This is a genomic window from Pseudomonas sp. BS-2016, assembly GCF_001806145.1.
GTDB classification, from domain to species: Bacteria; Pseudomonadota; Gammaproteobacteria; order Pseudomonadales; family Pseudomonadaceae; genus Aquipseudomonas; species Aquipseudomonas lundensis.
This window is the reverse complement of the sequence record NZ_MLCT01000032.1, coordinates 24143-49620: the sequence shown is the minus strand read 5'-3', so window position 1 is coordinate 49620 and position 25478 is coordinate 24143. Positions and strand designations below refer to the sequence as shown.

Annotated in this window: 4 protein-coding genes; 3 read left to right on the top strand and 1 reads right to left on the bottom strand. The window is 65.1% G+C overall.

The annotated features are described in order from the left end of the window. Nucleotides 1-160 precede the first annotated feature (160 nt). The 3 genes from BKD70_RS16545 to BKD70_RS16535 all read left to right on the top strand — a co-directional run bounded on the left by BKD70_RS16545 (nucleotide 161) and on the right by BKD70_RS16535 (nucleotide 24059). Nucleotides 161-11224, top strand: a complete 11064-nt coding sequence (locus BKD70_RS16545) for a non-ribosomal peptide synthase/polyketide synthase (protein WP_047275048.1) — start codon at nucleotides 161-163, stop codon at nucleotides 11222-11224. Next, nucleotides 11224-23007, top strand: a complete 11784-nt coding sequence (locus BKD70_RS16540) for a non-ribosomal peptide synthase/polyketide synthase (protein WP_047275046.1) — start codon at nucleotides 11224-11226, stop codon at nucleotides 23005-23007. Before BKD70_RS16545 ends, BKD70_RS16540 begins: the two co-directional genes overlap by 1 nt. Before the next feature lie 89 nt (nucleotides 23008-23096). Further along, nucleotides 23097-24059: an alpha/beta hydrolase fold domain-containing protein gene (locus BKD70_RS16535; protein WP_047275044.1), complete on the top strand. Its 963-nt coding sequence runs from the start codon at nucleotides 23097-23099 to the stop codon at nucleotides 24057-24059. A 10-nt stretch (nucleotides 24060-24069) separates the two neighbouring features. Here BKD70_RS16535 and BKD70_RS16530 read toward each other — a convergent pair whose 3' ends face one another. Then, complete coding sequence (locus BKD70_RS16530; RefSeq protein WP_047275042.1) at nucleotides 24070-25395, bottom strand: Nramp family divalent metal transporter; 1326 nt, start codon at nucleotides 25393-25395, stop codon at nucleotides 24070-24072. Nucleotides 25396-25478 lie beyond the last annotated feature (83 nt).

Genomic DNA, 25478 nt, shown 5'->3' with positions numbered 1-25478 from the left:
TGGATAACGAGTGAGTGCCGCCGGTATTTACCCCGGTACGGCCACCCCGAAACCTGCGACCCCCGGCCTGCGGGCGCAGGTTAATTTTGTGCCGCGTTCATCCGTTCCGTAGGGATAGCCGAGCCAATGCTCGATAGCCAATACGTACGGAAGAAGCCAGATGAATGCTGAGAAGTCCCTCAAACTTGCCCGCCGGTTCATCGAATTGCCGCTGGAAAAGCGCCGGTTATTCCTCGACGGGTTGCGCGGGGAAGGGATCGACTTTTCTCAGTTCCCGATTCCGAAAGAGGTGGCGCAAGACGACCGCCACGCACTGTCCTACGCACAGCGGCGCATGTGGTTTTTGTGGCAACTGGATCCGCACAGCGGCGCGTACAACTTGCCGGGCGCGGTGCGCCTCAAGGGTGAGTTGAACGTCGCGGCGCTGGAGCAGGCGTTCGCCCATGTGGTGCAGCGCCACGAAACCCTGCGCACGGTGTTTCGCCAGAACGCCGATGACAGCCTCGAGCAAGTGGCCTTGAGCCAGCCGTTGGCGGTCGAGTCGATGGATTTCACCCTGCTGCCTGCCGTGGCGCGCGATCAGGCGGTGGCTGCCCAAGCGCAGCGCCAGTCGCTGTTGCCCTTCGATCTGGCCAATGGCCCCCTGTTGCGCATCCTGTTGCTGAAACTGGCTGACGATGAACACGTCCTGCTGCTGACCTTGCACCACATCGTGTCTGACGGCTGGTCGATGAATGTGCTGATCGACGAATTCATGCGCGGTTATGACGCCTTTGAGCGCGGTCAGTCGCCACAACTGCCCGAACTGCCGATTCAATACCGCGACTATGCGCTGTGGCAGCGCCGATGGCTGGAGGCTGGCGAGCAGGCGCGGCAGCTGACGTATTGGCGTGACAGGCTGGGCGACGAACACCCGGTCATCGCGTTGCCCACCGATTACCCGCGCCCGGCGATGCCAAGCTATCGCGGCACCCGCCATGAATTCGCGCTCGATCCTGCACTGGTGGAGCAGTTGCGCACATTGGCGCAACGCCACTCGGTCACGCTGTTCATGCTGTTGCTGGCGGCGTTCAACATTCTGTTGCACCGCTACAGCGGCCAGACCGATGTGCGTGTCGGCGTGCCGATCGCCAACCGCAACCGGCGTGAGGTCGAAGGGCTGATCGGCTTTTTCGTGAACACCCAGGTGTTGCGCTGCGAACTGAATGCCCAGACCCCGGTGGCGGACCTGCTGCGTACGGTCAAGGAAACCGCCCTCGGCGCCCAGGCCCATCAGGAGCTGCCATTCGAGCAATTGGTCGAGGCGTTCAAGCTGGAACGCAACCTGAGCCATAACCCGCTGTTCCAGGTGATGTACAACCACCAGTCGCAGGTGGCGGACCTTGAAACGGTCAAGACGGCCTCGGGCCTGGAACTGGGCCTGATCGAATGGGAAGCGCGCACCACTCAGTTCGACCTGAGCCTGGACACCTGGGAAAAAGGCGGGCGCCTCAACGCAGCGCTGACCTATGCCAACGATCTGTTCGACGCCGCGACCATCACCCGCATGGCGCGCCACTGGAGCAACCTGCTGCGGGCGCTGGTGGCCAATACCGAGTGCCGGATCGGCGAGTTGCCGATGCTCGATGCCAGCGAATTGCACACGCAGGTTTACGAATGGAACCACACGGCCGCCGCGTACCCGTCCGATCGCAGCGTGCATCATTTGCTCCAAGCGCAGGTGGCGCGCACCCCGCAAGCCTGCGCACTGGTGTTCGGGGAGCAGGCGCTCAGTTATGCGCAGCTCAATGCCCGCGCCAATCAGTTGGCACGGCACCTGCGCGAACAGGGCGTGGGCCCGGATGTGCTGGTGGGCATCGCGCTCGAACGTTCGCTGGAGATGGTGATCGGCCTGCTGGCGATCCTCAAGGCGGGCGGCGCCTACGTGCCGCTGGACCCTGAATACCCGCAAGAACGGTTGGCCTACATGATCGAGGACAGCGGCATCGACCTGTTGCTCACCCAGCAGGCGCTTGTGGCCGGTCTGCCCGCGGCCGACATCCGGATCATCGCCCTCGATGACCCCGCCCAAGCGCTGCATGGCTATGACGACAGCAACCTGAACCTCAGCCATGACGCGCAGCAACTGGCCTATGTGATTTACACCTCGGGTTCGACCGGCCGCCCGAAAGGCGCGGGCAACACCCATGCGGCGCTGGTCAACCGGTTGTGCTGGATGCAGCAGGCGTATGGCCTGGATGCCCACGACACGGTGCTGCAAAAAACCCCGTTCAGCTTTGACGTGTCAGTGTGGGAGTTTTTCTGGCCACTGCTCGCCGGGGCACGGCTGGTGGTGGCGCAGCCCGGTGAACACCGCGAGCCGCTGCGCCTGATCGACACCATCCGCCAGCATCAGGTCAGCACCCTGCATTTCGTGCCGTCGATGCTGCAAGCCTTTATCCACGAAACCGGTGTGCAGCACTGCACCAGCCTGCGCCGCATTGTGTGCAGCGGTGAAGCCTTGCCGGTGGATGCTCAGCAGCAGGTGTTTGCCAAGCTGCCGGGTGCCGAGCTGTACAACTTGTATGGCCCGACTGAAGCCGCCATCGACGTCACGCACTGGACCTGTGTCGATGAAGGCGCAGCCAGCGTGCCCATTGGCCTGCCCATTGCCAACCTGCGCACCGTGGTGCTCGACGCTGACCTGTCGCCGGTGGCAGTGGGTGTGGCAGGCGAGCTGTATCTGGGAGGCGCCGGTCTGGCCCGTCACTACCATCGACGTCCGGGGCTGACCGCCGAACGCTTTGTGCCGTGCCCGTTCCATGACGGCCAGCGCCTGTACCGCACCGGCGACCGGGTACGCCAGCGCGTGGACGGGGTGATCGAATACCTGGGCCGTCTCGACCATCAGGTCAAACTGCGCGGGCTGCGCATTGAACTGGGGGAAATCGAAGCGCGCCTGGCCGAACACGCGGACGTGCGTGAAGCCGTGGTGCTGGTGCTCGACGGCAAGCAACTGGTGGCCTACGTGGTCCTGCAAGACCCGGCCAGCGCTGGCGACTGGCAGGCTGCGCTGACGGCCCACCTGCTGCGCGGCTTGCCGGAGTACATGGTGCCTGGCCACTGGATCAGCCTTGAGCACCTGCCGCTGTCGCCCAACGGCAAGCTGGAGCGCAAGGCCTTGCCGCGCCCCGACCCGGCGTCAGCGCAGCAGGTTTACAGCGCGCCTGCCACGGAACGGGAACAGCGTCTGGCTGAGATCTGGCAGGCGGTGCTGGGCGTGGCGCACATCGGCGTGGACGACAATTTCTTCGCGCTGGGCGGCGACTCGATCATCTCCATTCAAGTGGTCAGCCGGGCGCGCCAGGCAGGCATCGCCTTCAGTCCCCGTGACCTGTTCCAGCATCAGACCATCCGCAGCCTGGCGCGGGTGGCCGAACTGAGCACACACATCGCCCTCGATCAGGGCATTGCCCACGGCCCGGTGGCCTTGGCGCCCGTGCAGCACGGATTCTTCGAGCAGCCGATGCCGTCACGCCATCACTGGAATCAGTCATTGCTGTTGCACCCGCGTCAGCCGGTCGAGGCCGCGCCGCTGGAGCAGGCGCTGCGGCAACTGCTGACCCATCACGATGCCCTGCGCCTGCGTTTTGAACAGCGCGATGGCCAGTGGCAGCAGGCCTATGGCGAACTGTCGGCCGAGCCGGTGTTGTGGCAGCAACAGGCGGCGTCGGAGGATGAACTCAACCGCGTGTGCCAACTCGCCCAGCGCAGCCTTGATCTACAAGCAGGGCCGCTGTTGCGTGCGGTGCTGATCGACATGGCCGACCACAGCCAGCGCGTGCTGCTGGTGGTGCACCATCTGGCCGTGGATGGCGTGTCGTGGCGGGTGCTGCTGGAGGACTTGCAACAGTTCTATGCGCAGCCGACGCAGGCGCCGCAGGCCAAAACCAGTGCCTATCAGGCCTGGACCGCGCACTTGCAGGCCGCCGCGCAGGCGCGTTTGCCGGAATTGGCGTACTGGCACGCTCACCTGAGCGGGGCCAGCAGTGAATTGCCTTGCGACCGTGCCGGGGGCGGGTTGCAGAACCGTCACGGGCAAACACGCGCGTTCAGCCTGGACGCCGAGCGTACCCGGCAATTGCTGCAAGTGGCGCCCGCGACCTACCGCACGCAGGTCAATGACCTGTTGCTCACGGCGCTGGCGCGGGTGATCTGCCGCTGGAGCGGCCACACCAGCAGCCTGATTCAGCTTGAAGGCCACGGTCGCGAAGAGCTGTTCGACGGTCTCGACCTGTCGCGCACCGTGGGCTGGTTCACCAGCCTGTTCCCGGTGAAACTGACGCCAGCCGTGGGCATGGGCGAGTCGATCAAGGCCATCAAGGAACAATTGCGCAGCGTCCCGGACAAAGGCGTCGGTTATGGACTGCTGCGCTATCTGGCCGGCAGCGAGGCGGGTGCGCAACTGGCCGCGCTGGCCACCCCGCGTATCACCTTCAACTACCTGGGCCAGTTCGATCGCCAGTTCGACGATCAGGCGCTGTTCGTCCCGGCGGCCGAAAGCGCCGGTCAGGCGCAGGATGAACAGGCGCCGCTGGCCAACTGGCTGAGCATCGAAGGGCAGGTGTATGGCGGCGAGCTGAACCTGCAATGGACCTTCAGCACCGAGATGTTCGAACCGGCAACCATTCACGCCTTGATGGACGACTACCAGCGCGAACTGTCGGCGTTGATCGAGCACTGCGTGACCCACGAAACCGGCGGCATGACGCCGTCGGACTTCCCGTTGGCGCGCCTTACCCAGCAGCAACTGGATACCCTCAAGGTGGCGCCCGGCGCCATTGAAGACATCTACCCGCTGTCGCCGATGCAGCAGGGGTTGCTGGTGCACACCTTGCTGGAACCGGGGTCGGGCATTTATTTCATGCAAGACCGTTACATCATCGACAGTGACATCGACCTGCCACGCTTTACGGCGGCCTGGCACGCCGTGGTACAGCGTCACGATGCATTACGGGCGTCGTTCAGCCTCGACGATGACGGCAACATGCTGCAAATCATCCACCGCGACGCAGCGCCCAAGGTGCAGGTGCATGACTGGAGCGATCGCCCCGAGGCTGAACACGAAGCGGCGTTGCAAGCGTTGCTGGCGCAAGACCGCGCCGAAGGGTTTGACCTGCTCAACACACCGCCTTTCAGCCTGCGCCTGATTCGTCGCAGCGCCGGGCATTACTGGTTCATCCTCAGTAACCACCACATCCTGATCGATGCCTGGTGCCGTTCGCTGTTGCTGCAAGATTTCTTCGCCCTTTACAGCGGTCAACGCAGCCTGCCGCCCGCGGCCCGTTACCGCGACTTTATCCAGTGGCTGCAAGAACAGGGCGAGCGCGAGGCGCTAGCCGCCTGGACCCGGGAGCTGGCGGGCTTTGAGCAACCCACCCCGTTGCCGTTTGACCGCGCCTTGCGGCGTCAGGGCGGCTTCTCGGTGATCGGCGATGTGTATGCCGATCTGCAGGTCAGTCAGGGCCGTGCCTTGCGCGAGTTGGCGCAGCGTTTCCAGCTCACCGTCAACACCCTGACCCAAGCGGCCTGGGCGTTGGTCTTGCAGCGCTACAGTGGCCTCGATGAGGTGCTGTTTGGCGTGACCGTCGCCGGTCGCCCGGTCAATCGCCCCGAGATGCAGGACACCGTGGGCCTGTTCATCAACAGCATTCCGTTGCGCCTGCAACTGCCGCGTGCCGGGCAGGACGTCAGCGTCAAGGCGTGGCTGCAACGCTTGTTCGAGCACAACCTGGCGCTGCGTGAGCACGAGCACCTGCCGCTGTTGAAGATTCAGGCGTGCAGTGCGCTGGACAAAGGCCAGTCGATTTTCGACAGCCTGTTTGTCTACGAAAACGCGCCGGTGGAAAGTGCCGTGGTCACGGGGGCCGAGCACATCAGCGCCCGATCCGACAGCGCGCGCACCCACACCAACTACCCGATGACGGTGGTGGTGTACCCCGGCGACGCGCTCGGCCTGCACTTGTCTTACGACACGCGCTTCTTCGACGACGCCACCGCCGAGCGTTTGCTGGCCGATTTCAAACGCCTGCTGCTGGCCATTGGCGAGCATGCAGACGGGCCGTTCGCGGAGTTGCCGGTGGTCGACGCTGCCGAGCGCGAGCACCTGTTGCAGGCGGGCAATCACACCGACCGCGACTACCCGCTGGCCGACGGTTATGTACGCCTGTTTGAAGCGCAGCACGACGCGCACCCGGAGCAGGTGGTGGCGACATGCCTCGATCAGCGCTGGACGTACCGCGAGCTGGAAACCCGCGCCAACCGCCTCGGCCATGCCTTGAGGGCGGCGGGTGTAGGGGTCGATCAGCCGGTGGCGCTGCTGGCCGAGCGCAGCCTGGCGCTGCTGGGCATGATGCTCGGCAGCTTCAAGGCCGGTGCAGCCTATTTGCCGCTGGACCCGCAATTGCCCGCCCGGCGTTTGCTCGATTTGCTGCAACTGGGGCAAGTGCCCGTGCTGGTGGCCAGCGCGGCGTGTGGCGATCAGGCCCGTGCCTTGCTGGCGCAATTAGCCCCGGCGCAACGGCCGCGCCTGGTGGTGTGGGAGGACGTGCAGGCCCAGGACTTCTCCAGCGCGCGGCCGGGGGTCTACACCGGGCCTGACCATTTGGCCTACGTGATCTTCACCTCGGGCTCCACCGGGACGCCAAAAGGGGTCATGGTCGCGCAGGCCGGGATGCTCAACAACCAGTTGAGCAAACGGCCTTACCTCGACCTGGGCCGTGACGCGGTGATTGCCCAGACCGCGTCCCAGAGTTTCGATATTTCAGTGTGGCAATTCCTCGCGGCGCCGTTGTTTGGCGCACAGGTGGACATCGTGCCGAGCGCCATCGCCCATGATCCGGCCGCGTTGTTGGGTCACGTCGCTGCACGCGGCATCAGCGTGCTAGAGAGCGTGCCGTCGCTGATCCAGAGCCTGCTGGATGAACCCCTTGGTCAACTGTCCGGCCTGCGCTGGATGCTGCCGACCGGTGAAGCCATGCCGCCCGAACTGGCGCGGCGCTGGTTGCAGCGATACCCCGACATCGGTCTGGTCAATGCTTACGGCCCGGCAGAGTGCTCGGACGACGTGGCGCTGTTCCGGGTCGACGCAGCGTCGGCCGACAGCGCGTATCTGCCGATTGGCCTGGCCACCGATAACAATCGCCTGTACGTCCTCGACGGCGGCTTGCAGCCTGTGCCCACCGGAGTGGTGGGCGAACTGTACGTGGCCGGCACCGGCGTGGGGCGCGGGTATTTTGGTGATCCGTTGCGCACCGCCAGTGTGTTCCTGCCCAATCCTTACGCCCGGCAAGCGGGGGAGCGCTTGTACCGCACCGGCGATCTGGCGCGCCGCCGCGCTGACGGTCAGCTGGAATACGTGGGCCGGATCGACCAGCAGGTGAAAGTGCGCGGGTTCCGCATTGAGCTGGGGGAAATTGAATCACGCTTGCGCGACGTGAGCGGTGTGCGTGAAGTGGCCGTGGTGGTGCAGGACGGCCCGACCGGCAAGGCACTGGTGGCGTTTATCGTGGCGCAACCGTCGGCGCCGCAGTGGTCAACGCTGCGTGAACAACTGAAAACCGCGCTCAAGGCGCAGTTGCCCGACTACATGGTGCCGTTGCAATGGCTGCCTCTGGACCACTTGCCGCTCAATGCCAACGGCAAGGTGGACCGCAAGGCCTTGCCGCAGGCGCAAGCGGCCGACTGGCAGCGGGAGCTGGTGGCGCCCCATGCAGGCATTGAGTCGCGAATTGCGGCGATCTGGCAGGAAGTCCTCAAACTGGACGCCGTCAGTCGCGACGACAACTTCTTCGAATTGGGCGGCCATTCGCTGCTGGTGGCGCAAGTGGTGTCCCGCGTGCGTCAGCAGTTGATGATTGAACTGCCCCTCAGCAGCCTGTTTGAAACCAGCGTGCTCAGCGAGTTTGCCGCCCGTTGCCAGGCGCAGCCGCCAACGCTCAGTGCCCCGGCCTTGCGGCCGATGGCGCAAGGGCAGGCGGAGGTGCTGTCGTACGCACAGCAACGGCAGTGGATTCTCTGGCAACTGGACCCGGACAGCGCCGCGTACACCATCCCGGCTGCGCTGCGGCTCACGGGCACGCTCAATCGCGATGCCTTGGTGCGCAGTTTCAATGACCTGCAAGCGCGGCACGCCACTTTGCGCACCACCTTTGTTCAGGACGGCGAACAGGCGCGTGGCGTTGTGCACGCCAGCCTGCCGTTGGACCTGCGCGAGCTGACGCTGGCGGCACCGACGCAGGCCGAAATTCAAGCACGGGTCGCCGAGGCGATGCGTCAACCCTTCGACCTGCGTCACGGCCCGCTGCTGCGTGTATTGCTGCTCACCGTCGGGGCCGATGAGCACGTGTTGGTGCTGACGGTGCACCACATCGCGGCCGACGGCTGGTCGATGCAAATCATGGTCGATGAGTTCAGCGCCCTGTATCAGGCTCATGTGCTGGGGCAGGCGCCCGAGCTGCCGGCCCTGGCCGTCAGTTACGCCGATTTTGCGGTCTGGCAACGGGACAGGTTGCAGGCCGGTGAGGGCGAGCGTCAGTTGAGTGCCTGGAAGGCCCATTTGGGCCAACAGCATCCGCCGCTTGAACTGCCCAGCGAATTGACTCGCCCGGCGATACGCAGCGAACGCGGGGCGCGCCTGGAGCTGGTAGTCGAGCCCGAACTGGCGGCCGGTTTGCGGCAGTTGGCGCAGCAACACCACGTGACCCTGTTCATGGTGCTGCTGGCCAGTTTCCAGACCGTGCTGCACCGCTACAGCGGTCAGTCGGCGATCAACGTCGGTGTGCCCAGTGCCGGGCGTAGCCACCTCGAAACGGAAGGCCTGATCGGTTTCTTCATCAACACCCACGTGTTGCGCGCCGAGATTGACGGCCAGCAGACATTTGCCAGCCTGCTGCAACAGGTCAAGAACACCGCGTTGTGGGCGCAGGCTCATCAAGAATTGCCGTTCGAGCAACTGGTGGAAGCGCTGCAACCTGAGCGCAGTCTGAGCCACAGCCCGTTGTTCCAAGTGCTGTTCAACCACCAGCGGCCGATCGGCGAGAGCGTCGAGCGCAGCCTGCCGGGGCTGGTCATCCGGCGCATGGCGTGGCAACAGCACACGGCGCAGTTCGATCTGGCGCTGGACACCGAAGAGCAGGGCGAGCACTTGCACGCCAGCCTGACCTACGCCAGCGACGTGTACGACGCCGCCACCGTCGAACGCCTGGCGCAGCACTGGTTGAACCTGCTGCGCGCCGTGGTGCGTGAACCACAACAACGGATTGCGGCGCTTGAGCTGATGGCCCCCGCCGAGCAACAGGCGCTGATCCGGCAGTGGAACCCGCAGGTCGAGGTTCAGCCCGTAGCACCTGCCTTGCATCAGCTGTTTGAAGCACAGGCCGCGGCGCAGCCGCAGGCGGTGGCAGTGCGCTGTGGCGAGCAATCGCTGGATTACGGCGAGCTCAATGCACGCGCCAATCGACTGGCGCACAAGCTGCGCGAACTGGGCGTCGGCCCGGAAGTGCGGGTAGGGATTGCCACGGAACGTGCGATACCGCTGGTGGTGGGCGTGCTGGCCATCCTCAAGGCGGGGGGCGCTTATGTGCCACTGGACCCGCACTACCCGGCCGAACGCTTGAGCTACATGATCGGGGACAGCGGCATCCGCCTTCTGCTGACCCAAGAGCACTTGCTGGAAAGTCTGCCGCCCCACGTCGGGGTTCAAACCCTGTGCTTGGAGCACCTGACGCTGGACACATTCAGTGCCGAGAACCTGGCGAACCTGACCCGACCGGACAACCTGGCCTATGTGATTTACACCTCGGGCTCCACCGGGCGGCCAAAGGGCGCCTTGCTCAGCCATGCCAACGTCACCCGCTTGTTGAGTGCCACGCAACAGTCGTTCGGTTTCGATCAGCACGACGTGTGGACGCTGTTCCATTCCTACGCGTTCGACTTCTCGGTGTGGGAGCTGTTTGGCGCCCTGTGCAGCGGGGGGCGCCTGGTGATCGTGCCGTATTTCATCAGCCGCGAGCCGCACGCGTTCCATCAACTGCTGTGTGATGAAGGCGTCACGGTGCTCAACCAGACCCCGACCGCTTTCCGGCAATTGATGCCGGTGGCGTGCCAAAGCCCGCAAGCGCTGGCATTGCGCTGGGTGATCTTCGGCGGCGAAGCGCTGGAGGTGGCGAGTCTGCGGCCGTGGTACGAGCGCTTTGGCGACCGCGCCACGACGCTGGTCAATATGTACGGCATCACCGAGACCACGGTGCATGTGACCTTCCGCGCGCTCAGCCCGGCCGATTTGCAGGCCAACGTGCAGAGCCCGATTGGCCGCCCGCTCAGTGACCTGAGCTGGTACTTGCTCGACAGCCAGTTGCAGCCCGTGGCGCCGGGGTGCGCGGGCGAGCTGTACATCGCCGGTCAAGGGCTGGCGCGGGGCTATCACGGCCGCGCCGGGCTCAGCGCCGAACGCTTTGTGCCCAGCCCGTTTGCGCCGGGGGAACGCCTTTACCGCAGCGGCGACCTGGCGCGTCAGCGGGCAGACGGCAACATCGACTACCTGGGCCGCATCGACCAGCAAGTGAAGATTCGCGGTTTCCGCATCGAGCTGGGGGAAATCGAGGCCTGCCTCAAGCAGCAACCGGGGGTCGCGGAGGCCGTGCTGACGGTGCATGCGAGCGCCCAAGGCCCACAACTGTGCGCGTACGTGGTGGCAATCGACACCCCGACCGATCCGCTGGCCTGGCGCGAACATTTGCGCGCGGCGCTCAAGGTCGACCTGCCGGACTACATGGTGCCCAGCCACTGGCGGCTGCTGGATGCGCTGCCCCTGACCGGCAACGGCAAGCTGGACCGCAAGGCCTTGCCGCAGCCGGATGCCGATGCCGAAGGCTGGCAGCGCCCTTACAGCGCCCCGGTCGGGACGCTGGAAACGCAGCTTGCGGCGATCTGGGCCAGCGTGCTGGACGTGGAGCGTGTGGGTCGACATGACAACTTCTTTGAATTGGGCGGGCACTCATTGCTGGCGGCCCAGGCCAGTGCCCGGGTCGAGCTGGAGCTGGGCATCGAGCTGGCGCTGCGTGCGCTGTTCGAAGCGCCCGACCTGCAAGCCTATGCCGCCGTGGCACAAGCACACACGCCTGCGGATAACGATGGTCGTCTGAGCGCACTTGAGTCGCTGCTCGACGAGATGGAGATCAACTGATGGAAAATTCTACCGCGTGGCGTATTGCCAACCGTTTTGCCAGCCTGGCGCCGCACCAGCGCCGTGAATTCCTGCAAAAAATGCAGGAGCAGGGCGTCAGTTTCGGCCAGTTGCCGATTCCGGCCACCGCCAACGCCGACGCGCCGTGCGAACTGTCGTACGCGCAACAACGGCAATGGTTTTTGTGGCAACTGGACCCGCAAAGCGCGGCCTACCATATTCCCGCGGCCTTGCGCCTGCGCGGCGCGCTGAATATCGAGGCTCTGCAACGCAGCTTCGACGCCTTGCTGGAGCGCCATCACAGTTTGCGCAGCGTCTTTGTCGAGCCAGACCCACAGGCCGCTGGCGACGACAGCCAACCCCCGTCACGGACCTTCAAGGTGGCCGCGTCGGTGCAACCGCTCGCGGCCAGCGGCCCTTGGCTGACGCTTGCGCGCCACGACCTGCGCGATCTGCCCCACCACCAGCGCCTCGACCAGGCGCTGACGCTGCTGGAGGACGACATCGCCCGGCCGTTCGACCTGCAACATGGCCCCTTGCTGAGGGTCAGCCTGTTGCAGCTCGACACCGACGATCACGTGCTGGTGCTGACCCTGCACCACATCGTGGCCGATGGTTGGTCGATGGGCGTGTTGGTCGATGAGTTTTCGCAGCTGTACGCCGCCCATGCCCAGGGCCAGTCCGTGACCCTGCCACCCTTGCCGATTCAATACGCCGACTACGCGCGGTGGCAGCGGCGCTGGATGGAGGCGGGCGAACTGGAGCGCCAACTGGGCTGGTGGCGCGCGCAATTGGGTGACGAGCAGCCGGTGCTGGAGCTGCCCGCTGATCGCCCGCGTCCCGCTCACCCGACGCAACAGGGCGCGCGGCTGGACTTCACCCTCGAGCCGCTGCTGGCCAAAAACCTCATGGCATTGGCCCGTCAGCGCGGCGTGACCCCCTTCATGCTGTTGCTGGCCAGCTTTCAGGCGTTGCTGCATCGCTACAGCGGCCAGCCGGACCTGCGCATCGGCGTGCCGGTGGCCAATCGCACGCGCGCCGAGACCCGTGGGTTGATCGGTTTTTTCGTCAACACCCAGGTGCTGCGCGCCGAACTGGACGGGCGCATGCCCTTTGCCCGCTTGCTGAAGCAGACCCGCGACCGTTCGCTCGATGCACAGGCCTATCAGGAGGTGCCGTTCGAGCGTCTGGTGCAGGCGCTACAGGGCGAGCGCAGCCTGAGCCACAGCCCGTTGTTTCAAGTGATGTTCAACCACCAGCAAAGCCGACCCGGTGCGCTGAGCGGGATGCTGGCCGGGTTGCAGGTCGAAAGCGTGGAGTGGCAAGGCCGCACCACTCAATTCGATCTGCAACTGGACACCCATGAGGAAGGCGAGCGCCTGATGGCCAGCCTGACCTACGCCACCGACCTGTTTGACGCACCGCGTATCGAGCAGATGGCGGCCCATTGGCGCAACCTGCTGGCGGCCATTGTGGCCAATCCCGAGTGCGCGATTGGCCAATTGCCGATGCTGTCGGCGGCCGAGGTTGAATCCACCCTTTATCAACTCAATGCCACCGAACACCGCTATCCCGGCCCTGCGTGCGTGCAGGAGCACATCGAAGCGCAAGCGGCCGCCACCCCCGAAGCCTGTGCGCTGATATTTGCTGATGAGCACCTGAGCTACCGCGCGTTGAATCAGCGCGCCAACCGTTTGGCCCGGCGTCTGCGCGACGCAGGGGTGGGGCCTGAAGTGCGTGTCGGGGTGGCCTGCGAACGCTCGCTGGAACTGGTCATCGGGCTGCTGGCGATTCTCAAGGCCGGCGGCGCCTATGTGCCGCTGGACCCGGAATACCCGGCTGAGCGTCTGGCCTATCTGTTTGAAGACAGTGCTATCAGCCTGTTGCTGACCCAACCCCATGTGCAGGCCGACTTGCCGTTGCCTGACGCGTTACCGGTCATCTGCCTGGAAGCGGGCGACACCTGGCTGGCCGGGTACGACAGCGACAATCTGCCCAACCTCGCTTGTGCCCAGCACCTGGCGTACGTGATTTACACCTCCGGCTCCACCGGGCGCCCCAAAGGCGCGGGCAACAGCCATGGCGCGCTTTATAACCGTCTGGCATGGATGCAGCAGGCCTATGGCCTGAGCGCGGCCGACCGGGTGTTGCAGAAGACACCGTTCAGCTTCGACGTGTCGGTGTGGGAGTTTTTCTGGCCGCTGATGCACGGCGCCACGCTGGTGGTGGCAGCGCCCGGCGTCCACCGCGACCCGCAACAGCTGGCGGCGCTGATCGTGGAGCAGGCGATCACCACGCTGCACTTTGTGCCGTCGATGCTGCAAGCGTTTATCAGTGTCGATCATGCCCGCCAGTGCAGCTCGTTGCGGCGCATTGTGTGCAGCGGTGAAGCGCTGCCGATCGAATTGCAGCGCCAGACCCTGCGCAGCTTGCCGAAGGCGGCGTTGTACAACCTGTACGGCCCGACCGAAGCCGCGATCGACGTCACCCACTGGACCTGTGTCGAAGAAGGCCGCGACAGCGTGCCCATCGGTCGCCCGATTGCCAACCTGCGCACGTATATCCTGAGCCCCGAATTGCAGGCGTTGCCCTGTGGTGCAATCGGTGAGTTGTACCTGGCTGGCAGCGGTCTGGCCCGGGGCTACCATGCCCGGCCGGGGATGACGGCCGAGCGCTTTGTGGTCGATCCGTTCGGCACGGGCGAGCGCTTGTACCGCACCGGCGACCTGGCCCGCTATCGCGCCGATGGGGCCATTGAGTACTGCGGCCGCATCGACCATCAGGTGAAAATTCGCGGCTTGCGCATTGAGCTGGGGGAAATCGAAGCGCGCCTGCACGAACACCCGCAGGTGCAGGAAGCCGTGGTGCTGGCGCTGGATAATCAATTGGTGGCGTACCTGGTGCCGACCGACGCGCAATTGGCCCACGACGTTCAAGCGCAAGGCCCGTGGCGAGACGCCTTGAAAGCGCGTTTGTTGCAGAGCCTGCCCGATTACATGGTGCCGACGCACCTGATGGTGATTGAGCGGATGCCGTTAAGCCCTAACGGCAAACTGGAGCGCAAATTGCTGCCTGCGCCTGGGGTGAGCGTCAGTCAGCGCGTGTTTGAAGCGCCACGCAGTGACCACGAACGGCAGCTGGCAGCGATCTGGCAGCAGGTGCTGGGGGTCGAACAGGTCGGCCGGCAGGACAACTTCTTTGAGCTGGGTGGCGACTCGATCATCTCGATTCAGGTCGTGAGCCGGGCCCGGCGTGCCGGGCTGCGTTTACAGCCGCGCGACCTGTTTCAACAGCCGACCTTGCAGGCGTTGGCGGCCGTGGCCAGTCAGCAGGCAGTGCCGCAGATCGCCCAAGGGCCGGTGCTCGGCACACAAGCCCTGACCCCGGTGCAACGTTGGTTCTTCGACAACCAGACCGTGCAGCCACAGCACTGGAACCAGGCCGTGTTGCTGGAGGTGCGCGAGCCGCTGGACCTGCTGCGGTTGCAGACTGCCCTGCAACGGGTGTTGGCCCGCCACGATGCGCTGCGCCTGCAATTTCGTCAGGTCGAGGGGCAATGGACGGCGCGGTATGTGCCGCTTGACAGCGCGGCGGCCACTGACGTGCTGTGGACCGCGCAAGTGCAGAGCGATGAGGCATTGCAGGGGTTGTGCGATGAAGCCCAGCGTAGCCTGTCGCTGCAAGAGGGCCCGCTGTTGCGTGCGGTGTTGATCGACCACGCAGACGGCGGGCAACGCGTGCTGTTGGTGATTCATCACCTGGTGGTGGACGGTGTGTCGTGGCGGATTGTGCTTGAAGACTTGCAAGCAGCGTATGCCGACCAGCCGTTGCCGGAAAAAACCAGCGCCTTGCAAGATTGGGCGAACCAGCTCGGTGCCTACGCCAACAGCGACGCCGTGGTAGCTGAATGCAACTGGTGGCAACAGCACCTGCAAGACGCCAGCGCTGCGCTGCCCAACGCTCGCCCGAACGCCAGCCAGGCCGTGCGTCACCGTCAGGTGGTCAGCCTGGGGCTGGACCGCGAGCGCACGCGCCAACTGCTGCAACAGGCCCCGGCGGCGTACCGCACCCAGGTCAATGACCTGTTGCTCACTGCGCTGGCGCGCGCCCTGTGCGACTGGACCGGCGACGCCCATGCGTTGATTCAACTGGAAGGTCACGGCCGTGAAGACCTGTTTGACGCCATCGACCTGACCCGCACCGTGGGCTGGTTCACCAGCCTGTTCCCGGTCAAGTTGACCCCGGCCACCGATCTGGCGACGTCGATCAAAGCCATCAAGCAACAACTGCGCGACATTCCCGGCAAAGGGCTGGGGTTTGGCCTGCTGCGCTACCAGGGTCCCGTCGAGGTGCAAGCTTGCCTGGCGGCATTGCCGAGCGCGCGGGTCACGTTCAACTACCTGGGGCAGTTCGACCAGAGCTTCAGCGACGACGCCCTGTTCGTGCCTGCGCGTCAAGCCAGCGGCGCAGCGCAAAGCCCGGATTCACCCTTGGCCAACTGGTTGTCGGTGGACGGCCAGGTGTTTGGCGGGGAGCTGAAACTGGACCTGAGCTTCAGTCAGGCATGCTTCGACAAGGCCGATATTCAGGCGTTGGCAGCGGCCATCGAATCGAACCTGCAGGCCGTGGTGGCGCATTGCATCGACCCGCGCCACGGCGGTGTGACCCCGGCCGATTTCCCGCTGGCCGACCTGACCCAGGCGCAACTTGATGACGTGCCGGTGACGGCGCGGCAGATCGAGGATCTGTATCCGCTGTCACCGATGCAGCGCGGGCTGTTGTTCCACAGTGTGTACGAGCCGCTGGCGGGCGCGTATGTCAACCAGCTCAGCGTGGAAGCCACCGGGCTGGACGCGACGCGTCTGGCGCAGGCGTGGCAGGCGACTCTGGACGCACACCCGATTCTGCGCAGCGGCTTCCATTGGCCGCCGGGCGCCGCGCAACCGGTGCAAGTGGTGCAGCGCACACTGGAGTTGCCGTTGACCGTGCTGGACTGGCGCGGGCGGGCCGATCAGGCTGGCCAATTGCAACTGCTGGCGCGCAGCGAGCGGTTGCAGTTTGACCCGGCGCACCCGCCCTTGCTGCGTCTGGCGCTGGTGCGGCTGGATGAACAGCGTCAGCAACTGATTTACACCCATCATCACCTGCTGCTGGATGGCTGGAGCAACGCGCTGTTGTTGGGCGAAGTGTTGCAGCGCTATGCCGGGGACACTGTGGCGAGCCATTCAGGGCGTTTTGCCGACTACATCGGTTGGCTGCACAGGCAGGATGCAGCAGCCGATGAGGCGTTCTGGCGCACCCAGCTGGCCGGTCTGGGAAACCCGACCCTGTTGGCCCAGAGCGTGGCGTACACGGCTTCGCCACAGGCGGATGAATACGCCGACCATCGTCAGGTCTTCGACGCGGCCAGCAGTGCGGCGTTTACCGCATTTGCCCGCCAGCACGCCATGACCCTCAACACGCTGGTTCAAGGCGCGTGGGCGCTGCTGTTACAGCGGTACAGCGGCCAGCAAACGGTCGCGTTCGGCGCCACGGTCTCGGGGCGCCCGGTGGACTTACCGGGTGCCGAGCATCAGCTCGGGCTGTTCATCAATACCTTGCCGGTGATCAGCCAGCCGCAGGCCGCTGAAAGCGTGGCGCAGTGGCTGGGCCGCTTGCAGGCACATAACCTTGAGCTGCGGGAGCACGAATTCACCGCGTTGAGTGACGTGCAGCGCTGGGCCGGGCGGGCGGGTGAGCCGCTGTTCGACAGCTTGCTGGTGTTTGAAAACTTCCCGATTGCCGAGGCCTTGCAACAGGGTGCCCCGGACGGCTTGCGCTTTTCGCTGCCGGACAACCACGAGCGCACCAACTACCCGCTGACGCTGGCGGCGGTGAGTGAAGGGCATTTGAGCCTGACCTGGAGTTACCAGCTCAGCCACTTCTCGCCCCCGGTGATTGCGCGCATGAGCCAGCATTTGGCGTGCCTGCTGAACGCCATGGTGGCCGCCCCGCAGGCCCGCCTGGGCGAGTTGCCCTGGTTGAGCGAAGGTGAACGCCAGCAGTTGCTGCATGACTGGAACCCGGCACCGGGGCCAGCGACCACGCAATGCGTGCATCAGTTGATCGAAGCGCAGGCGGCGATTCGCCCCGAGGCGGTGGCGCTGATCTTTGCCGACACCACCTTCAGCTATCACGACCTCAATCAACGTGCCAACCGCTTGGCTCATCGCTTGCGTGAGTTGGGTATCGGCCCCGAGGTGCGCGTGGGGCTGGCCGTCGAGCGCTCGCCGCAGATGATTATCGGCCTGCTGGCGATCCTCAAGGCCGGGGGCGCTTACGTGCCGCTGGACCCGGCGTACCCGGCCGAACGTTTGGGGTATTTGATGCAGGACAGCGGCATTGCGCTGCTGTTGACCCAATCGTGGCTGCGCCCGTCATTGCCACAGGTGGCAGGGGTGCCGGTGCTGGAACTGGACCGTGAGGCCGTGGCGCATTTGCCGGGCAACGACCTGCGCAACCTGACCGACGCGCAGAACCTCGCTTACCTGATTTACACCTCGGGTTCCACCGGGCGTCCGAAAGGCGTCAGTGTCGCCCATGGCCCGCTGGCCATGCATTGCCTGTCCATCGGCGCGCTGTACGGCATGACCCCGCACGACCGCGAGTTGCAATTTGCCTCCATCAGTTTCGACGGTGCCCACGAGCGCTGGTTGACCCCGCTGGTCTTCGGCTCGGCGCTGATGCCGCGTGACGACGAGCTTTGGAGCGTGCAACGCACCTGTGAAGAGATCGAGCGGCACGGCATCACCATTGCCTGTTTCACCCCCAGCTACTTGCTGCAAATGGCCGACTACCTGGGCGAAGCCGGGCGTGCCTTACCGATCCGTTCCTACACCGTGGGCGGTGAAGGCATGCCCAAACATGCCTTCGATGAAGTGCAGCGGGTGTTGCAGCCGCCGCGCATTATCAACGGTTACGGCCCGACTGAAACCGTGATTACACCGTTGATCTGGTGCGCGTATCCGGGCACGCAGTTTGACTCGCCGTTTTTGCCCATTGGCCGTCCGGTGGGGCAGCGCAGCGCTTACGTGCTCGACAGTCAGTTGCAACCCTTGCCGGTGGGCGTGGCGGGCGAGCTGTACATGGGCGGCGAGGGCATTGCGCGTGGCTACCATCAGCGGCCCGACCTGACGGCGGAACGGTTTGTACCGGACCCGTTCGTGGCAGGCGCGCGCCTGTACCGCAGTGGCGATCTGGCGCGGCTGCGCGAGGACGGGGTGGTCGAGTACCTGGGCCGTATCGACCAGCAGGTGAAAATCCGTGGGTTCCGCATTGAGCTGGGGGAAATCGAAGCCTGTCTGCTGGAGCACGACGGCGTGCGCGAAGCCTTTGTGGTCGACCGCGAAGGTCCGGTCAGCCGTCAGTTGGTGGGTTACATCGTGCCCCGCGACCCGCTGGCCGATGACAGCGCGCTGCGCGAGGCATTGATAGCGCACCTGCGCAGCCGTCTGCCGTCGCACATGCTGCCGGCGCATTTAATGTGCCTGGCCGCGTTGCCGTTGACCCCCAACGGCAAACTGGACCGTCAGGCGCTGCCGGCGCCCGAGGCCAGCCGTCAGGTGGCGGAACGGGTCTTGCCGGGCACCCCGGCAGAAGCCCTGCTGGCGGCGGTCTGGCAAGACGTGCTGGGGCTGGAAACCGTGGGGGTGACTGAAAACTTCTTCGAGCTGGGCGGCGATTCGATCATCTCGTTGCAGGCCGTGAGCCGTGCGGGGGCGCTGGGCTTGGCGTTCACCCCGAAACAACTGTTCGAGGCGCAAACCATTCGTGCGCTGGCGCAACGGGCCGTGGCGGCAGCACCCCGTGTCGCGCACGCTCCCGACACCGTGCCTTTTGCCCAAGTGCCGACCACCGTGCAGGTGGAGCGCGAGGGGCTGGACGACCTGTACCCGCTGTCGCCGATGCAACAGGGCATGCTGTTCCACTGCATTGAGTCGCCCGAGCTGAACCTGTACGTCAACCAGCTCAGCGTGGCGGTTGAAGGGTTGCAGGTCGACCGTTTCCGCGCCGCTTGGGACACCTTGTTGCAGCGCCATGAAGTGCTGCGTGCGGCCTTCCTCTGGCGCGACGGTCTGGCGGACCCGCTGCAAGCGGTGTATCAGCAGGCGCAAGTGCCGATTGTGGAACTGGACTGGCGTGAACACGCCGACCCGCAGGCGGCGTTGTTGGCCTTGGCGGCGGACGATCAGGCGCGTGGCTTCGACCTCAGTTGCCCGCCCTTGATGCGTTTCACCCTGGTGCGTCTGGGCGATAACCGGCACCAGATGATCTGGACCTACCATCACTTGCTGCTGGACGGCTGGAGCGCGTCACGTCTGCTCGGCGAGATGCTGCGCCTGTACGCGCACCAGACCTTGCCAGCGCTGACCGGGCGCTATGCCGATTACATCCACTGGCTGGCGCAGCAGGACGTGACGCTGGCCGAAGGGTTCTGGCGCGCACGCCTGGAGACGCTGCAAGCGCCGACGATGCTGGCCAATGCGGCCAACACCGGCGGCAGCGGCCACGGCGTGCTTTACAGCTATCTGGACAGCGAGGCGACCCGCCGTTTGTACACGTTTGCCACGCAACAACGGGTGACGTTGAACACGCTGGTGCAAGCGGCCTGGCTGCTGCTGTTGCAGCGTCATACCGGGCAGCGCAGCGTGGCTTTCGGCGCCACCGTGGCAGGGCGCCCGACCCAACTGCCAGGCGCGCAGGACATGCTGGGCCTGTTCATCAACACCTTGCCGGTGATTCAGACCCTCGATCCGCAACAGGCGCTGGGCGACTGGCTGCGCGAGTTGCAGGACTACAACCTGTCGATCCGTGAGGTTGAGCACACGCCGCTGGCCGATATTCAGCGCTGGGCCGGGCAGGGCGGCCAAGGGCTGTTCGACAGCATCATCGTGTTTGAAAACCACCCGGTGGACCGCGCCCTGCGCGGCGAACAGGACGGCGAATTGAGGTTTGCCGAAGTCGGCAGCGGCGGGGTCACCAACTTCCCGATGGATTTGATGGTCAGTGCCACCGACCAAGGGCTGGAGGTGGAATACCTGTACTTGCGCGAACGCTTCACGGCGCCGCAGGTCGAGGCCATTCGCGCCCAGTTGGAAGGGTTGCTGGCGCAGTTACCGCAGGATGCACAGTGCCGGATTGGCGACATTGGCTTGCCACAGGCGCGCATTGAACAGGCACAGGTGCAGGCCCCTGCGACGGACTTGGTGCAAGGCTTCATGGCGCAGGTGCGGCGCCAGCCCGATGCCGTGGCCTTGATCTGCGACGGCCGTGAACTGACGTATGCCGCGCTGGACCGGCAGGCCGACGTGCTGGCGGCTCACTTGCAAGGGCGCGGCATTGGCCCCGAGACACGGGTGGCGGTGGCGTTGCCGCGTTCGGAGCAGACGATTGTGGCGTTCCTGGCCGTGCTCAAGGCAGGCGCCGCGTACGTGCCGCTGGACCTCGACTACCCGGCTGAGCGACTGACCTTCATGCTGGCCGATTCAGCGGCCAGCCTGTTGCTGTGCAACAGCGATGTGGACCAGCGGGTGACCTTCGATGCCGCCACCCCGCGTCTGTTGCTCGACCAATTGAGCGATCAGGTGGCGTTGCCACGGGCGGTTGAGTCGCTGGGCGAGCATCTGGCGTACCTGATTTACACCTCGGGTTCGACCGGCCAGCCCAAAGGCGTGGCCGTGGCCCGCCAGCCGATTGCGCGGCACTGTCAGGGCATCATCGAGCTGTACGCGCTCAACCCGGCCAGCCGCGAGCTGCACTTTATGTCCTTCGCGTTTGACGGTGCGCAGGAGCGCTGGCTCAGCGTCTTGCTGGCCGGTGGCAGCCTGGTGATCCGCGACGATCAGCTGTGGACCCCGGAGCAGACCTTACACGTGCTGCACCAACAACACGTGACGGTGGCGTGCTTCCCGCCCGCTTACCTGCAACAGCTGGCAGAAGTCGCGCTGGCCCAAGGCAACCCACCGCCGGTGCACACCTATTGTTTTGGTGGCGACGCGGTGCCGGATGCCAGCTTTGAGCTGGTCAAGCGAGCCCTGCGCCCGCAACGGCTGGTCAACGGCTACGGGCCGACCGAAACCGTGGTCACGCCGCTGTTGTGGCGGGCCGAGATGACGGACTGCTGTGAAGCGGCCTATGCGCCGATTGGACGGGGTGTCGCCGGGCGCGGTCTGTATGTGCTGGACGCGGACTTGAACCCGTTGCCCGCCGGTGTGAGTGGCGAGTTGTACTTGGGCGGGGAATGCCTGGCCCGTGGCTATCACGGGCAACCGGGGTTGAGTGCCGAGCGCTTTGTGCCGGACCCGTTCGATGCCAAGGGCGGTCGCATGTACCGCACCGGGGACCGGGTTCGTCAGCGCGAATGCGGCCTGATCGACTACCTGGGGCGCCTGGACCAACAGGTAAAAATCCGCGGCTTCCGCATTGAACTGGGGGAAATCGAAGCGCGTCTGCGTCAGTGCGAAGGGGTGCAGGATGCGGCGGTCAAGGTGATCGAAGGGCCGACCGGCAAGCAGTTGGCAGGGTACGTGGTCGCGTCCGGCACCCTGCTGGAACGCACACTCAAAGAGCAATTGCAGGCGCACCTGCCGGATTACATGGTGCCGAGCCACATCGTGCCGATGGCGCGTTTCCCGCTGTCCGCCAACGGCAAGCTGGACCGTCGCGCACTGCCCGAGCCGCAGCTTGCCCAAGGTACGTACCGGGCGCCGCGCAATGAGCTGGAACAGGCATTGGCGCTGATCTGGCAAGAGGTGTTGGGGCTGGAGCAGGTGGGGATCGACGACAATTTCTTTGAGCTGGGCGGCGACTCGCTGCAAGTGCTGAAAGTGATTTCACGGGTGCGTAATCAGCCGCAGTTGGGTTTCAGCCTCAAGCTGCGCGACCTGATGCAGAAACCGTGCATTGCCGAGCTCAGCGGCTTTGAACCTGTGGCGCTCGCTCAGGCCCCCGACCCGCTGCTGGCGCTAAATAGCCGCGTCGGTGACGTGCCGCCGTTGTTCTGTTTGCACGCGGGGTTCGGCACGGTGTTCGACTACGAGCCGCTGGCCCGTAAATTGGACGGGCGCCGCAGCGTTTATGGTGTGCAGTGCCGCATGTTGCTCGACCCTGAATGGCAAGACACCTCGTTGCATAGCATGGCGCAGGCGTATGCCGGGCGTATCCGCCAGCAACAGGCTGACGGCCCGTACCACCTGCTGGGCTGGTCATTGGGCGGGGCGTTGACCTTGCTGGTGGCCCAGGCGCTGGAGGCGCAAGGTCAGCAGGTGGCGTTTGCCGGGCTGGTGGACACCTACGTGGCGGGGACGGCCGAGGCCAGTGACGGGCGTGAAGACTTGCAGGATTTCTTGCGCTTTGTGCTGGGGCTGTCCGAGCACGACGCGTGCGCATTGATGGAGGATCAGGGGCGCAGCGCCGAGCAGGTGATTGCCGCCGCCATGGCCGAGCCGCGTGCCGGGTTGGGCGAGCACGGGCTGCTCGGGTCGGCGGAGCTGAGTCACATCTTTGCCGTGGGCGCGCGCCTCAAACAGTTGGCTTTGCAGCAGCCGATGCTGCCTGCAACCCGGGTTCAGGCGCACCACTGGTGGGTGGCCGGGCGCGACGACGAGCGCCGCGTGCATGGGGCGCAAGTGGGGCCGGGCGCCAGTCACAGCGTGCTCAAGGGCGGGCATTACGAGGTGTTGCGTCAGGCGCCATTGCTGAACCGACTGGAGCAATTATTGGCAGGGCAGGCCGAGCGGGTGTGACGGCACCTTATGCAGGTGCGTTGAGGTTCAGCGCTAACCATCACCGCCTTCGGCAACCCGTGCCGAAGGCTATTTGCAAGGACACACGTATGTCAGTAGTACCGGAGCTGGAAGCCTTTTTGGAACTGGCCGAGTTCAGCCGTATGACCGGCAAAAGCCAGGCCCTGCATGACCTGAGCCCGGCACAGGCCCGGCTGGAGTTTGAAATGAGTGCCGGGGTGCTGGACGAGCCGTTGTCGGGCGTCGACAGTTACGACCTGCGCCTCCCGGCCCGGGATGGTTTCAGCTTGCCAGCGCGCCTGTATCGCGCCCCGCAGCTAACGCCACAACCGCTGCCGGTGGTGGTCTACTTCCACGGCGGCGGTTATGTGATTGGCAGTCTGGACAGCCACGACGGGCTGTGTCGCCGGTTGGCCCATGCCGGGCAATTCGCCGTGCTGGCCGTGGATTACCGGCTGGCCCCGGAGTGGGTATTCCCCACGGCGGTGCAAGATGCCTGCGACGCAGTGAACTGGTTGCTGCGCGAGGGCGCCCGTCATGGGCTGGACGCTACCCGCGTGGCGTTTGCCGGTGACAGTGCGGGCGGCACATTGAGCACGGTGCTCGCGATTCTGGCGGTGCGCGACCCGCAGGAGGTGGCCATCGTGCCGCGCGCGCAGGTGTTGCTGTACCCGGTCACCGACGGCAGTTGCAAACGTGAATCCCACCAGCGTTTCGCCCATGGGTATCTGCTCGAAACCGCCACCATGGACTGGTTCTACGGGCACTACACCCGAACCACGGCGGATGTGCAGGATTGGCGTCTGTCACCGTTACTGGCCCCGGATGTCAGCGGCGTGGCCCCTGCGTTGGTGTACCTGGCCGGGTTTGATCCGTTGCATGACGAGGGACTGGCCTATGCCGTCAAACTGGAACAGGCGGGTAATGAGGTGGTGAGGTGGGAAGAACCGGGGATGACCCATGACTTCATGCGCATGAGCGGCTTGCTCGAAGAAGTGGCCGGGATTCATGAGCGGGTGGCGGGCTGGCTGGATGAGCGGCTGGCCGGGTGAGGGCGCGCCCTCAGTCACCCACGCTGAGTTGCGCAATCAACCAGATATTGGCCCCGCTGATGACCGCGAACAGAAACCACGCCAGCAAGCGCGTCGGCAGGCGGTTGACGAAGGGGCCCATCAGTTTGACGTCGCTGGTCATGCGGATCAGGGGGTAGAGCGCAAACGGCAATTGCAGGCTGAGCACCACCTGACTGAGGATCAACAGCTTGCCGACGGCGTTGTCGCCCATCAACCAAACGCCCGCAAATGCCGGGATCAAGGCCAGCCCGCGGGTAATCAGGCGCCGCTGCCAGCACGGGATGCGCAGGTCGAGGTAGCCTTCCATGATGACTTGACCGGCGATGGTGCCGGTGAACGTCGAGCTTTGCCCGGAGGCCAGCAGCGCCACGCCAAACAGCACGCTGGCCATCGCGCCACCCACCAGCGGGTCGAGCAGGCGGTAGGCGTCCTGGATTTGCACCACGTCGGTGTGGCCGGTTGTGTGAAACGCGGCCGCCGCCAGAATCAGGATCGCGCCGTTGACCATCAGCGCCAGCGCCAGCGAGCCGATGGTGTCGATCCGCGCCAGCCGCACGGCGTCGAGCTTGCTGGCGTAGTCGTTGCCCACCCGCCGGGTTTGCACCACGGAGCTGTGCAAGTACAGGTTGTGCGGCATCACGGTGGCGCCGAGGATGCCGATGGCCAGGTACAGCGGCGCCGCTTCGCTGATCGCCGAAAGGGACGGTTTGAATCCGTCGAAGACGTCAGGCCAATAGGGTTTGATCAGCACCAGCTCGACAAAAAAGCACACGCCAATCGTCATCACCAGCACCAGCATGATGGCTTCCAGCCGACGGAAGCCTTTGCCTTGAAGGGCCAGGATCAGCAGGGTGTCGAAGGCCGTCAGCGCGATGCCGAAGGTCAGCGAGCAGCCCAGCAACAAGTGGAACGCCAGGGCGCAGCCAAGGACTTCGGCGAGGTCGGTGGCAATGATCGAGACTTCGGCCAGCAGCCACTGCACCCTGGCTGAACGCGTGCTGTAGCGCTGGCGGCACAGTTGCGCCAGATCGCGGCCGGTTGCGATGCCGAGTCGCGAGCACAGGCATTGCACCGCCATGCCCGCGAGGCTGGCCAGCAACACGACGAATAACAGGTTATAGCCGTAGCGCGACCCGGCTTCGATGGCGGTGGCCCAGTTGCCGGGGTCCATGTAGCCAATACTGATCAGCAGGCCCGGCCCGGCAAAACGCAAGGCGCGCTTCCAGAACGGTGCGCGGGGGTCCACCGCTACGCTGCCGCTGACTTCAGGCGGGCAGAAGGGCGCAGTGGGGATTTTCGGCAGGCTGAATGTCAAGTGCAGGCTCCGGTTGTTTTTGTGCGGGAGGCGGGCAGGGGCTATGGGTGTGAGGTTACATCGGTCGTGGGGTTTTTTCCGCC

Bases quoted from the DNA above. Each gene is read 5' to 3' on its own strand.
- BKD70_RS16545 (WP_047275048.1), top strand. From the start codon at position 161: ATGAATGCTGAGAAGTCCCTCAAACTTGCCCGCCGGTTCATCGAATTG.
- BKD70_RS16540 (WP_047275046.1), top strand. From the start codon at position 11,224: ATGGAAAATTCTACCGCGTGGCGTATTGCCAACCGTTTTGCCAGCCTG.
- BKD70_RS16535 (WP_047275044.1), top strand. From the start codon at position 23,097: ATGTCAGTAGTACCGGAGCTGGAAGCCTTTTTGGAACTGGCCGAGTTC.